Source organism: Clostridium sp. M62/1 (assembly GCF_020736365.1).
In the GTDB taxonomy this organism is placed as follows: Bacteria; Bacillota; Clostridia; order Lachnospirales; family Lachnospiraceae; genus Otoolea; species Otoolea saccharolyticum_A.
This window is the reverse complement of sequence record NZ_CP085988.1, coordinates 3,211,838-3,225,366: the sequence shown is the minus strand read 5'-3', so window position 1 is coordinate 3,225,366 and position 13,529 is coordinate 3,211,838. Positions and strand designations below refer to the sequence as shown.

At 42.0% G+C, this 13,529-nt stretch carries 15 protein-coding genes; all 15 read left to right on the top strand.

Features of this window, described 5'->3' with window-relative positions; translation table 11 throughout:
- The first annotated feature begins 29 nt into the window (after positions 1 to 29).
- The 15 genes from LK436_RS15055 (at position 30) to LK436_RS14985 (ending at position 13,441) form a co-directional block, all read left to right on the top strand.
- Positions 30 to 1,025, top strand: coding sequence for a DUF5688 family protein (locus tag LK436_RS15055; protein WP_008395346.1), 996 nt, complete (start codon positions 30 to 32; stop codon positions 1,023 to 1,025).
- Positions 1,026 to 1,134: 109 nt separating this feature from the next.
- Positions 1,135 to 1,674: a JAB domain-containing protein gene (locus LK436_RS15050; protein ID WP_004611525.1), complete on the top strand. Its 540-nt coding sequence runs from the start codon at positions 1,135 to 1,137 to the stop codon at positions 1,672 to 1,674.
- A 4-nt stretch (positions 1,675 to 1,678) separates the two neighbouring features.
- Complete coding sequence (locus LK436_RS15045; protein ID WP_008395344.1) at positions 1,679 to 2,656, top strand: DUF3991 and TOPRIM domain-containing protein; 978 nt, start codon at positions 1,679 to 1,681, stop codon at positions 2,654 to 2,656.
- 393 nt (positions 2,657 to 3,049) lie between these two features.
- Complete coding sequence (locus LK436_RS15040) at positions 3,050 to 3,571, top strand: hypothetical protein (protein WP_008120631.1); 522 nt, start codon at positions 3,050 to 3,052, stop codon at positions 3,569 to 3,571.
- A gap of 4 nt (positions 3,572 to 3,575) precedes the next feature.
- Positions 3,576 to 3,908, top strand: a complete 333-nt coding sequence (locus LK436_RS15035; protein ID WP_008395341.1) for a plasmid mobilization protein — start codon at positions 3,576 to 3,578, stop codon at positions 3,906 to 3,908.
- Between the two features lie 10 nt (positions 3,909 to 3,918).
- Complete coding sequence (locus LK436_RS15030; RefSeq protein WP_008395340.1) at positions 3,919 to 5,358, top strand: relaxase/mobilization nuclease domain-containing protein; 1,440 nt, start codon at positions 3,919 to 3,921, stop codon at positions 5,356 to 5,358.
- Positions 5,359 to 5,367: 9 nt separating this feature from the next.
- Positions 5,368 to 6,552 (top strand): hypothetical protein, encoded by a 1,185-nt coding sequence (locus LK436_RS15025; protein ID WP_008395339.1) that lies wholly within the window; start codon positions 5,368 to 5,370, stop codon positions 6,550 to 6,552.
- A gap of 9 nt (positions 6,553 to 6,561) precedes the next feature.
- Positions 6,562 to 6,966 carry a hypothetical protein gene (locus LK436_RS15020; RefSeq protein ID WP_006858865.1) on the top strand — a complete coding sequence of 135 codons (405 nt, stop codon included), beginning with the start codon at positions 6,562 to 6,564 and terminating at the stop codon, positions 6,964 to 6,966.
- Positions 6,966 to 8,084 carry a PcfB family protein gene (locus tag LK436_RS15015; RefSeq protein ID WP_008395337.1) on the top strand — a complete coding sequence of 373 codons (1,119 nt, stop codon included), beginning with the start codon at positions 6,966 to 6,968 and terminating at the stop codon, positions 8,082 to 8,084. The genes LK436_RS15020 and LK436_RS15015 overlap by 1 nt, the downstream gene beginning before the upstream one ends.
- A 6-nt stretch (positions 8,085 to 8,090) precedes the next feature.
- Positions 8,091 to 10,286, top strand: a complete 2,196-nt coding sequence (locus tag LK436_RS15010; protein ID WP_008395335.1) for a VirD4-like conjugal transfer protein, CD1115 family — start codon at positions 8,091 to 8,093, stop codon at positions 10,284 to 10,286.
- A gap of 123 nt (positions 10,287 to 10,409) precedes the next feature.
- On the top strand, positions 10,410 to 10,949 hold the full coding sequence (locus LK436_RS15005; protein WP_227701393.1) for a helix-turn-helix domain-containing protein: 540 nt from the start codon (positions 10,410 to 10,412) through the stop codon (positions 10,947 to 10,949).
- Between the two features lie 266 nt (positions 10,950 to 11,215).
- Positions 11,216 to 11,596: a hypothetical protein gene (locus tag LK436_RS15000; protein ID WP_040894197.1), complete on the top strand. Its 381-nt coding sequence runs from the start codon at positions 11,216 to 11,218 to the stop codon at positions 11,594 to 11,596.
- 54 nt (positions 11,597 to 11,650) lie between these two features.
- The gene (locus tag LK436_RS14995; protein WP_004611540.1) at positions 11,651 to 12,493 is read left to right on the top strand and encodes a hypothetical protein; all 843 of its coding nucleotides are present in this window, start codon (positions 11,651 to 11,653) and stop codon (positions 12,491 to 12,493) included.
- 12 nt (positions 12,494 to 12,505) lie between these two features.
- Positions 12,506 to 12,916, top strand: coding sequence for a DUF4313 domain-containing protein (locus LK436_RS14990; RefSeq protein ID WP_008395334.1), 411 nt, complete (start codon positions 12,506 to 12,508; stop codon positions 12,914 to 12,916).
- A 12-nt stretch (positions 12,917 to 12,928) separates the two neighbouring features.
- Positions 12,929 to 13,441 (top strand): PrgI family protein, encoded by a 513-nt coding sequence (locus LK436_RS14985; protein WP_008395331.1) that lies wholly within the window; start codon positions 12,929 to 12,931, stop codon positions 13,439 to 13,441.
- Positions 13,442 to 13,529: the final 88 nt, after the last annotated feature.

The following is a 13,529-nucleotide window of genomic DNA, read 5'->3' as shown; positions in this document are numbered from 1 at the left end:
GCTTTTTTAGATTAAGGAGGAACCGTAATATGATGAATTACGAGATTTTTAAGGAAGTAGTAAAAGAAAAGTTTATGGATTATATGCCAGAGAAGTTCAAAGGAATGGAGCTTGTGGCAGAACCCGTGGAAAAGGTGAATGTGACTCTTGATGGCATCATCTTAAGAGAAGAAGGCAGGAACATTTCGCCTACGATTTATATCAATGACATGTATAAGAAGTATCAGGACTGTGGTGATCTTGAGGAAACACTTATGGCTGCATGTGACTTTATGGAAAGGGCATATGAGCAGGTTCCGGTTGTTGATGTGGACAGCATTATGAAGGATGCTAACGAGAAGATTGTATTCCAGCTCATCAATACAGAGCAGAATAAGACATTTTTGGAACAGGTGCCGCACAGGGAGTTCCAGGATCTTTCTATTGTGTATAAGGTAATAATCAGTGCAGATAAGGATGCGGTGCAGAGTTCAAAAATTACAAATGAATTTGCAAAAAGACTTGGAATGAGCGAGGAACAGCTCTTTAAGTGTGCAGCGGAAAACACAAGAAGACTCTTCCCACCTGTCGTTCGTAGCATGAATGACATTATGAAAGAAATGTTCGCAAGGGATGGGATGCCACAGGAGATCGCAGAGATGATGATAGCTGAGATTCCACCGGAGCAGACGATGTGGGTGATTTCCAATGAAAAGGGTATCAATGGTGCAGCATCCATGCTTTATGAGAATGAGCTTCATGAGCTGGCAGAGAGTCTAGAGAGTGACCTTTATATTCTCCCTTCGAGCGTGCATGAGGTTATTGCAGTATCTTCAGATATGGGAAGCCCTGAGATGCTTGCACAGATGGTAGTCGAGGTAAATATGCAGGAGGTGTCTTTGGACGAGAGACTTTCCAATCAGGTATATCACTATGATAAGGATTTAAGAAAACTCACCCTTGCAACTGATACACCGAACAAGAGACTTGATGGTATCGTTGCAGAACCTCCCCTTGTATATGATGCGAAGGAAAAGTCCAGATAGGAGGCAGTTATGGAGCAGGAACTTACAATGGAAGAACTCATTGCTCTCATAAACAGCCAGAAAGGTGACTTTGTTATCCGTGTCGAGTCTGGAGAGGAGGCGGTGTCTGATGCCAAAGAAGAATGACTTCAAGCTTGATGTGGTTTCGGTAAGACTTGTAAAGGATGCTCCGATTTATTCGGAGCACACCTTTAACAATCCGGCGGATATAGCTGCTGTCATGGGAGACTGTATGTGCCAGTTTGACAGGGAAGTAGTGTGTGTGGTCAATCTAAGGTCAGATTTAAAACCTATCAATGTGCATTTTGCAAGTGTTGGTTCTTTAAATGAGGCAATGGCACATCCGAGAGAGCTGTTTAAATCAAGTATCCTAAGCAATGCGGCAAGCATGATGTTAATCCATTGTCATCCATCCGGGAATGTATTCCCAAGCAAGGCAGACACGATGATGACAGACCGCATGAACAAGCTGTGTGAACTGATGGGAATACCGCTCATTGACCATATCATAGTCGGTGGAGACAATCGTGAATTTTTCAGTTTCAGGGAAAAAGGCATGATTGATAATCCTAAGATTACACTAAGCACAGATTACCGGACACTTGATATCAAGTCACCGCTTGTAGCAGAGCAGGGAAAGGCAAGGTGAAAGCATGGATGGAAGATTTACGGATGAAGAGCTTGCCATAGCAAAGAGTGTTGACCTGTGTGCAGTAGCAGAAAGCCTTGGGTATACAGTAAAGAGGATTGGCAAATACCACACTTTAAAGGAGATGGATTCCATCCGTATCTATAACAGAAGCCATTGGTACAGATGGTCAAGGCAGTTTGACAAAGGCAACAATGGCGGCTCACAGATAGATTTCTTACGGGTATTTTGTGGAATGAGTGTAAAAGAGGCTGTGTTCTGGCTTTTAGATTTCGCAGGATACAGAAGAATTGAGAAGCCTGTAAAGCAGCCTCTTGTTCATCAGGTATCGCAGAAGCAGGCAGAGGAGAGAAAGCCATTTGTCCTACCGGAACTGGCAGGAGATAATTCCTATCTTATTTCATATCTGAATCAGGAGAGAGGAATCAGCAGGACTGTCATAGATCTGTTTTTAAAAGATGGACTGATTTATGAGAGCAGGCATTACCACAATGTTGTTTTCAAAGGAAATGATAAAAATGGAGTGACAAGATTTGCAAGTATGCGGGGAGTGTTTGATAAGCAGGGCAAGCCATTCAAGTGTGATGTCACAGGAAATGATAAAAACTATGGATTTAATGTGGTAAATGTTAACAGTACAGAGCTTGTAGTATTTGAGGCTGCAATCGACCTTATGAGTTATGTCGATATCTTCGCAGATTATGAATCGAATAAGCTGGCACTTGGGATGCTTGCAGATGCACCACTTGAGACTTTTATTCGGGAACATCCGCAGATTACTTCCATCCGGTTCTGCCTTGATGGAGATGAGCCGGGGAGAAAAGCAGCAGCTGAACTTATGAGAAAGTATTATGAGCTTGGATATGAGGTAGAAGACTGTCCGCCACCTGCCGGATATAAGGATTACAACGAGTGGCTTGTAGCGGCAAAGCTTAATCTGAACAGGATGAATAAGCGAGCAGATGAACCAGTCAGGGCATGAGAAAACGGATTTTGATGTGTGGGGGCAGAAAGCGCCCCCAAAACAGCAAAGTGGGGGCAGAAAGCGCCCCCAAAATGTCAAAGTGGGGGCAAAAAGTGCCCCCACAATTTGGACACGACAAAATCCGGACGAAAGCAAAAATAAAAGTGGGGGCAGAAAGCGCCCCCAAAATAACAAAATGGGGGCAGAAAGCGCCCCCAAAGTAGCAAAGTGGGGGCAAAAAGCGCCCCCACTTTCATAAACAGAGGGTTTTAGGGAGATTTTCTCCCTAACTAGATGGCATTAGGACAGAGATGTCTCTAATGCGTATCTAGCCGTAAACCTAAGAGATTCAGACAGGCGTGTGGGTGGAAGAGATATACAAAACACGGATAAGGGAGGTGCAGGAAAGCAATGGATAAAGAACTTACAATAATCGCAGAACCAGAGGAACTTATTGCCTGGGCAGACACATTTGATATCTTACTAAACCCTTCGATAGAAGATGCTGCAATTCTGCTTAACTATATGGAAGGACATGATTATGCCATTGGCATAGATTCAGATGGGAAGATGTACAGGCAGGATGTAGCTGAGGAGAATGGTGAAATTGAACCATACCCGATAGATGATGTTATAGATATTGTCTGTGAATGGAACTATGAACTGATACTTGATGCGGAAGCACACAGGAGTGATCCAAAGGATTTTAACGACTATAACGAGTATCAGAGCAAGTATGAAAGTCTGAAAGCAGATGAAAAGAGACTGGACAGATTGTTTGATAAAACCAGTTATGGTAAGGAACTTATAGAAGTTGCTACAGAGCTTGCAGACAGGGTTATTGCCCAGTTGGGTAATAAAGAACTGGAAAAAGTTGCTGTAACAGTAGCAGAAGGAGTAAGAGAATACAGTACGGGTAAGAGAGGAAGGTGATTCTATGGCTGATAAAGTTCATTGTATAAGGAAAACACTAAGACTTATGCCACAGGAAGCGAAGGTACTTTCTGATAAGGCAAAGGCAAATGGAATGAATGAAGCCGAATATATCAGGCTTCTAATCAGTCAGAAACCAAATGATTATCCGGAAGTAAGGAAACTTCTTAAAGAGCTTATCAATGAGATAAACCGAATCGGCATTAACATCAATCAGATTGTATTTAACAGTAATGCTCAGATATATTCCAAGAAAGATAAGGAACAGCTTGTGGCATATATGAAAAAGCTGAATCAATCTGTCAGCGAGGCGGTGGTAAAGATTGGCAATCAGTAAGATACTTCACATGAAGGACAGCGGGAATTCTTTTCATGCAAGGCATTTAAAGCGGGCACTGGACTATGTAATGAATCCTGAGAAAACGCAGGGAGGAAGACTTGTGGGAGCCATAAACTGCCAGGCAGATATGGCTTTTGAACAGATGATGGATACAAAGAAGCAGTTTGGAAAAACAGACAAGCGACAGGGGTATCATATCATTCTTTCTTTCAAAGAGGATGAGGTGGAACCAGACAGGGCTTTTGAGATAACACAGAAGTTTGTAGCAGAATATCTTGGTGATGCCTATGAAGCGGTATTTGTGGTTCATGATAATACAGACCATGTTCATTCACACATTGTATTTAACAGTGTAAGCTTTGTGGATGGGAAAAAGTATCGCTACGAGAAAGGTGACTGGGCAAAGTATATCCAGCCGATTACCAATAAGCTGTGTCAGGAGTATGGTCTTTCCATTATAGATGTGGAGGATGGCAGCAAAGAGAAACAGCACGAGAATTATAAGGATTGGAGCGAATATCGTGAAGGCAGCTTTGTGTGGGCAGATATGATAAAAAGAGATCTTGATGCCTGCATTTTACAGGCAAATGATTTCAGTGGATTTCTGGAGCTGCTGTCGGAAAAAGGATATGAGGTCAAGCAGGGAAAGTATCTGGCAGTCAGACCACAGGGGATGACAAGATTCAGAAGATGTAAGACTCTTGGCGAGAATTATTCACAGGAAGCTATTGTGGAGCGTATTGCTAAGGAAGATTTATCTTTTTACCAGTCACAGAATGAGGAAAAGCAGGCAGCGATAGTAAAGTGCTATGTCAAAAGATACCGCAGGGCGAAGATGTCAGGCTTGCAGAAAAGATATTATGCAAAGCTTTACCGGATTGGAAAGCTGAAAAAGAAGCCATACAGTCAGGTATGGAAGTATAGGGATGATATCCGAAAGATGCATAAGCTGCAGGAGCAGTATCTATTTCTGGTAAGGCATAAGATTGAGAGTGCGGAAGAACTTGTGTCGGTGCTTGATAATCTGACGGATAAGAAGAAAGAAGCATCAAAGGAAAAGAGTAAGACCTATAAGGCTAAGGAAAGATTCAAAGATATTTTTGACAAGGCTGAACAGATCCGGGAGCTTGATGATGCGGAATCGTGTTATCAGGGTGGGGATACCTTCTTTGAAGATGAGCACAATGCATGGGAAAGGCTTAACACTGAACTTTTAGCACAGGGATACAGTGTGGAAGAGGTCGAGAGTCTTAGAAAGAAATATGAGAGCAAGTATGCACAGGACTGTAAGGCAGAACGGGCGGTATCAAAGGAACTTAGCCTTGGAAGATCAATATGGAAGGAACTTACGGTATCAGCTTCGGCAGAAGAGAAGCAGTATGACAAAGAAACAATAAGAGACAGAAAAGAACAGGCCGGTACGTTAGGCTGTTTTTTTAGTGGTTAGGAGGCATATATGGAAGAAAAAAGAGAGCCATTAAGTGAAATGGCGATTGAGAGAAAGATACAGATTCTTCGTAATAAGCATATGGACAGTGAGGTAATTGCTCTTGTCAAAAGCGATTATGAATATGGACTGACTGATGATGAAATTGGTCTGTATCTTAACAAAAGTTATGACATTGAGCAGATGAAGGTGTTATCAAAATGTCTGCATAAGGGTGTATCAGAAGAGTTGTTAACGCTGCTGAAAGATAGCAGGATGGCAGCACCTAAGATGCAGACAGCATTGGATTACTATGAAAAAGGTGTGCCGATTGATGCAATCAGAGAGGTAGTCCAAAAAGATGATACAGCAGTAAACATGCGCAGGATGTTTGATGTCGTATTAGATAAGCTTAATAAAGCCAAAGAGCAGGTGCCACAGGATTTAGAGTATGTGAAAAGTCTTGTAACCCAAATGGATGAAGTGGTTGAAAAGATCAATCATCAGAATGAAAGGTATGATGCCCTGAATAAGAAGCTTTCTGAAATAGAAACTTCCAAAGATGATGAGGAAGTCAGGGAGCGTCTGGTCAAGGAGAACCAGGATAAGGATGCTCTTATCAACAGTCAGCAGAATGAACTGAATAAGGCAAGCAGTACGATTGCAAGACTCAGGGATGATATTGAGAAAAAGGATAAGGAGATGAAGCGTATGGGAGACAGAATAGAGTCATTGGAAGATAAGATCATAAGTGTTGCCACAGAGAATAAGAACGAGGCAGAAAGTAAGGCAGAGCCGCAGGAAAGCCAGTCCGTACCACAGGCAGATAAAAAGATGGTTGATACAGTTGCAGTTCCGCAGAATATGCAGGCTGTGGCAAACGGGATTCCGGTCTATTATCAGATTCCGGTAGTTGATGGTACTGGAAATGTGGTGCAGAGACTTCCGATTGAGCGAAGTGTGAGAAAGAGCAGTAACAATGGAGTGGCAAGCCTTTTTGCAAGACTTTCTTTTAAGAAAAAGTCAAGAGCAGACATTGTAAAGCTGGTTGCATCGGGAGACCTTGTTCCGGCGCAGCTTGTGCAGATTAAGAGTGCAATAGAAAAGGGACTTACTGAGTCACAGCTTGTAGAGCTTATAAACAACAACATTTCAGCGGAAAAGATGAAGGAGATCATTGAGATTGCTGTGCTTGAAAACAGCATGGCAGATTAGGAGGAACTTATGAATTTAGCAGTAGTAAATGAAGCAGTAACAGAGATGAATGGTGTGGAGCATCAGTTTACAGAGGAAGAGAAAAACTTTGTTGTCCAGTTCGCATTCAGAAGTGGCAGCAAGGAAGACACGATTTCTCTTATTGAAGCTTTGGCACATTCAGCGGATAAGGCTGAGTCGGACGAGATTATGGTCACATACAGGTCTAAATATGATATGAAGCCTGCATGGGTGGAGCAGGTGGAAAACCTGCTTGTGGCACTTGAAATGTACCGTATCGAGGAGGAAAAAGCAATCAATCATTTGGCAGATATTTTGACTGCTTATGGTATTGATGTATCAGCCGAGGAAATCCGTACAACAGAGACAGAAACACTTAAAACAACAGTCAGAGAGAAAGTAGAGGTGCGATAATGGCAGAAGAGATTCAGGAAGCGGTGCAGATCATCCGTGTAGCTTATGATGGCATTGAGATTACCATGAAGGTAGGAAGCGGCGGCATTGCTGCCATGCAGAGGGCAATAGATTTCTTAAAAGGGATGCTTGATTATGAGAAGTCACTTGGCAAGACATGCATGAGAAAGCTGCTCCTAAAGGGTGGCGATTTACAGGTGTTGCAGTTTAATACCGAAGATATGAAAAAGGTCGAAAAGATGGCAAAGAAGTATGGAATACTCTATTCAATACTTCCGGACTGCAACAGGAAAGACGGACTGAGTGAGGTAATCTTTCATACAGAGGCAGTTCCCCGTGTGAATATGATGATACAGAAGCTCAAGTTTGGTAAGATTGCCACATTTGACGATTATCTGAAGAATGGAGATGAAAAGTCCCTCGGAAAGCTGATGGATTTTTTGAAGAAACAGCAGGGAAACGAGAAAAGCCACACGATAGAAGGGGATAAGGTTAATTCAGCCATTGACGGACTGATTGAGAAGGTCGGAATGTTTGCAATGGAAAAGAAAGCTATCAGTGTGGATCAGGTCAAGGAGAATTTCAGTATCAATGGTGAGCAGGCTGAAAGTGTTATCAGACAGCTTGAGACAATCGGTGTGCTTGGCGGCAAGAATGAAGATGGCACCCATACAGTAATGATGGACAAGGATGCATTTATCAATCGTGTCAGAGGTTATCAGGACCTTGCTGAGAGAATGAGGGCAGTTGCAGCATCAAAGAATGCGAACCTGTCAGATGTGACTATCAGCAAGAAGCTGATTATTGAAGAAAATGACCATGCTGTTAAGACCAGAGTTCCTGGCACATGGGGAGAAGAGGTAAGATATGTATGGCTCCGTAAGGAAAACATCATGGAGATTCATGGTGGAAAGACAATGCTTACCTTCCTTGATTCAACCAAGGATTATAAGCTTTACGATGAGCAGAATCGTGTGGTGACAACCCAGAAAGGAACCGAGCTTTATACTCACTACGACAAGGTGGAGTCATCTGTCAGGGAGCGTTACGAGAAAGTGCAGAAGCAGCAGAAAAAGACCACACAGAAGAAAACTGTTACCACAAAGAAAGCGAGGTAGCAGCCTATGCAGACAACAAAGAAAAAGCCGTCACTGATATTCATTCTTGTGGGTGCAGTGTTAGCAGGGTATCTTGGTTATCTGATAAATGGTGCGTGGACGGAAGGGATTGCCTTTAATGAATTTATGGACAGATTCAATGATATATGTGCAGTTCCCTTTGCCAACTATTACAATTCCAATACAGTAAAAGCAGTAGCCATTGCATTAGGTATCTATGCGATGGCTATTGTCATGTATTACACCAGTCAGAGAAACTATATGCCCGGCAAAGAATTTGGTACGGCAAGATTTGAAAATCCGAAGCAGGTCAACAAGATACTTGCAGATAAGGATGAAAATTTCAACCGGATACTCAGCCAGAATGTGAAGATGTCGCTGGATTTCAGGAGACTCAAGCTCAATGGAAATATACTTATCTGTGGTGGTTCCGGAGCAGGAAAGACATTTTATGAAGTAAAGCCGAATCTGATGCAGATGCCGCATAACTGTTCCTTTATCTGTACCGATCCAAAGGGAGAAATCCTTAGAAGCTGCGGGCAGATGTTAAAAAATAACGGATATAACCTGAAAGTCATTAATCTGTTAGAGATGGATAAATCAGACTGTTACAATCCATTTTCTTATATCAGAGAGGAAACAGATGTGGTCAAGCTGATTACAAACCTTATCAGCAATACGACACCAAAGGGAGCGACACCAAGTGATCCGTTCTGGGAAAAAGCGGAAGGATTGTTCTTACAGGCTATCTTTTATTATGTGTGGCTGGAGGTACAGCCGGCAAAGAGAAACTTTGAGACAGTACTTAAACTTCTTGGAGAGGCAGAGGTTACAGAGCAGGGGAAGGCATCAAAGCTCGATGTGCGTATGAAGTTTTTAGAGGAAAGTTCTCCGCTTGGAGCTAATCATCCGGCAGTCAAGCAGTACAACAAATGTATGAGAGGTGCAGGAGATACCGTCCGTTCCATTATCATCAGTGCCAACTCAAGACTTGCATTTCTTGAGAACAAGCAGGTTTTACGATTACTCTCAAAAGATGAGCTTAATCTGTCTGATATCGGCATTGGAGTAAATGGTGATGGGGAGACAAAGACAGCACTCTTTTGTGTAATCCCTGATAGTGACAAATCCTATAACTTTATTATTGGACTACTTTATACGCAGATATTTCAGGAACTGTACTATCAGGCGGACTTTAACTGTGGCGGCAGACTTCCAATTCATGTGACCTTTATGTTAGACGAATTTGCGAATGTCGCATTGCCGGATGACTACTGTTCATTGTTATCGACAATGCGAAGCAGGGAGATTTCAAGTATTATCATCATACAGAACTTTGCCCAGTTGAAGGCACTTTTTAAGGACACCTGGGAGACAATTCCAGGCAACTGCGATACTTTCATCTACCTTGGCGGCAACGAGCAGTCAACGCATAAGTACGTCTCAGAGCTGCTTGGAAAAGGTACGATTGATAAGAAGTCAAGCGGTGAGACAAAGGGCAGACAGGGAAGCTCTTCAAGGAATTATGATGTATTAGGCAGGGAACTGTTTACACCCGATGAAGTCAGAAAGTTGGATAATAAGAAGTGTATTATTTTTATCCGTGGTTTTGATCCTATCATGGATAATAAGTTCATACCATTCAATCATCCGATGTTTAACCAGACAGCAGATGGCAAGGGAGAGCCTTATGTTCATCAGATAAGGGGAGCAGATAATCTTATCGGTCCGCCATTTGAAATTTTATCGGATAAGGCAGTAAAGCATTATGAAAAGATGAAGGACAAGGGCGAGAATGTGTATATAGATTCTCTTACCTATGAGCAGTTTATGATGCTTGGTGATGCGGAGTTAAGCAGAAGATTCTCCATGCAGGATGAGGCAGAGCAGAAAGCAAAGATTGACAGGGAGCAGGCAAATGAGCTTGAGTATGTCGATGAGTCACAGAAGTCTGATACTACAGAATGTGCTAACTCTTCTAATGGAAGTGCTGGTACTAAGCCTGTAAGGAATCCTGAGAGGGAAAAGCCTAAGTGGGAGGATACAATCACAAACCGAATGCTGCACTGGTCATATACACCGGAGCAGAAAGAGGAAGTGAAGAAGGCACTTGCGGCAGGAGTTCCGAAGGCAACGATTCTTACTTACTTTTATCCGGAGGTTACTGTGGAGAAGATGAGTTCATATCGAAAGAAGCAGTAATGTTTTTAGATATATTACAGAGTATATGATATAATTTGCTCACATGGTATGCTTCAGCTTATTGGACTACTAACATGTGAGCAGTTACAAAAGACAGAAATTATTTTATATTGGAGGTACAGGATGAATACGGAAAAGACTTTTGCAGATAGATTAAAAGAGTTGCGTAATATACGAAACTATACACAGGAAGAGCTGGGTAAGATAACAAATATATCTGTTCAGAGTATACGACGTTATGAACAAGGTAGACTCAATGAAGAGCCAAGTGCGTATAATCTTTTACAACTAGCAAAGGCACTAGATGTAACACCTGAATACTTATTGATAGGAGATAATAATATGACAAGTTACACGGAGGCAATTAAGAGAGAATTGAAGCAACTTAATGACTATGGACAAATATCTGAAATTAAAGAAACCGAGTTGAATTCCACGATTTTATCACATCTTGAGATGAGTAATGATTTAGTAGATGCTGTAAAGACGGATTGGAATGCAAAAGGCATATTTAAGAGGATAGAGAAAGAGGAAGATAAACAGATTGTGGTAGACAGTTATTGTACAAGACCTTATGTACAGGATGTCATATTACGATATTGCCAGAATAGATCTATATTTAAGACAAAGTTTGCAATAATTGATGGAATGCTTTTAGAATAAAGCAAATTTGAGAGTAAATTAGCACTTTAGCCATATGGTTAAGGTGCTTTTTTTCATACCTTGAAAGGAGATGGTCACAGCAAAAACGCATCGGGGAAAGCCCGATTAACCAGTACAACAGGCATTGCCTGATTATCATAGAGTAACTATCAACAGGACAGAAAGGAATGCATATATTCCGTTCGGAAAGCTAGCCGGATTGGAATATGTGTATTCCTTTCTGGCTTTTTCCGCTTCTGTCACTTCAAAAAAGGAGATTAAACAACATGAGAAAAGAACAGGTTATTTCAACAACAAACAACAATCAGATGGAGGAGAAAGGCATGAAGAGTAGATTCATTCACTTAAAAAAGAGATTCGTTCCGGCATTATCCGGAGCACTTATGGGAGTGATGCTTATGAGCACTACCTGTTTTGCAGCAGGTACAGGTACTTCCGCAGTAACACAGCCGCTTGAGAATTTAAAGACACTTATCATTGCAGTCATTGGTGCGGTTGGTGTCATCATTCTTGCAAAGAATGTTATGGAGTTCGCACAAGCCTACCAGCAGCAGGATTCATCTACCATGAACTCTGCACTGAAAGGAATTGTAGCAGGTGTCATGATGGCTGGTATTTCAACAGTTCTGACATTCTTAGGCTTCTAAGATTGGGGAAATGCATTTCCCCTTTTAGTAAAAGGAAAGAGGTGAATAACAAGTATGGATATTTTTAAGCTTGGAGACAAGATCCTTGCACTTCTTGAGGCAGTGTTTGGGTTTTGGAACAATCAGATATCCCTGGTCTTTGCAATGCTTGGACAGTCACCGGTCAGTTTCAAGGGCGGAGGTCCCTGGGCAGTCATTGAGGGTATAGAGCCGGTCTTTGTAGCGGTCGGCTCTTCCCTCGTTGTGCTGTTCTTTGTTATCGGTTTCTGCTCGGAAAGCATAGATGTAAAAGATGAGATGAGGTTTGAGTCTATATTTCGTATGCTTATCCGACTGGGACTTGCAGAATGGTTTGTTGCAAATAATGTCACGATTATGAAAGCGTTTTTTACTTCCATAGGAAATCTGGTGGGACTTATATCTGCGGGGACAACGACGCAGCTTGCCATTGACAGTACACAGGCAGACATCATTAAGGGACTCGGATTTGGTGAGAGTCTGGTAATGCTGATACTTACAGCTTTGCTTGCAATCATCATTATTATCTGTGGATTCTTTATCATTTACACAGTGTATTTCAGGTTCTTAAAGATACTGATTATTGTGCCGCTTGGTGCGATTGCATGCTCCACAATGGCAGGAAACAGAATGGTCAGTCATACAATGGCTACCTACTGCAAATATTTTCTTTCGTGTGTATTCGAGGCAGTAACGATGGCACTTGCAATTGTGGTATGTAATGCATTTATCAATGCAGGACTTCCGGCATTTACAGGAAGTTATGCTGACTGGGCACAGACGCTTATATATCTGTGCGAAATGACATTTACGATAGCAATGACTGTTGGAAGCGTGAAGGGTGCACAGACACTTACAAGCAAGGCATTTGGATTATAGAAGGAGGCAGAAATGGATAATGAAAAGAAACAGGTTACTTATAATTCAAGCATAACCGGAGAAACGCAGGTGACATTTGATATCCAGCAGTATATGAATAATAGGGCAATGTTTATTGGTCTTATGTGTAATGAAGATGGATATGAGGAACCTTTTGGTGATGTGACAGTGAATTTATCTGTTGCAGCACCGAATTATTGTGGATATCTGAATGTAAATGACATGCCGGATATAGAGAAGTTTATCACAGACAATGATTTGGGTGAGTTTACAGGATTCACACAGAGAAGCGGTTTCTGCGAATATCCGCTTTATCTGTTCAATGTAGACAAGTTAAGAGAACTCTGTCCGGATGGAATGTCAATGTATGAGGCAAATATTGGAATGGTACGAAAGCCGGAAACAAAGGATTTAGCAAGATAGGAGGAATGAACAGTGGTTATTGAGATTAACAAGGATATTGACCGCTATCAGGAATCAGTGGCAATGGGACTTACAGCAAGACAGCTTATATTTTCCATTGCCAGTGTAGCAGTTGGCGGAGGTCTTGTACTTCTTCTTTATAAGTATATTGGACTGACAGGAGCAGCTTATGTTGCCATTCCATGTGTAGCACCGATTGCCCTTGGTGGATTCTATTCCTTTAATGGCATGAATTTCTACGAGTATATGGGAAAGAAGCTGCATTTTATGTTTGGCAACAGGGTGCTTACCTATGTATCAACAGAGGGAGAGCCTGCAATAAAGCAGTTAGAAGCAGAGCAGAATGAACAGGTAAAGAAGAAAGGCAGAAAGGCTGAACCGAAGACTGTAACAGCTGATTCGGCTGTAAAGAAGCAGGAGGAGTTTGAAGCGATGAAGAAAAAGACAAGAAATATGCTGCTTGGTCTTGTTGCAGTAATTGTTGTAGCAGTAGCAGGCATTGCAGCATATAAGGCGATGCATTAGATAAAAAGTATCTGACCGCAAGGTCGGGAACACAGCCCGCAGGGTGAAGTTCCCGGCGGGCTTTCATTATAAGAAAGCGAGGTTAGAG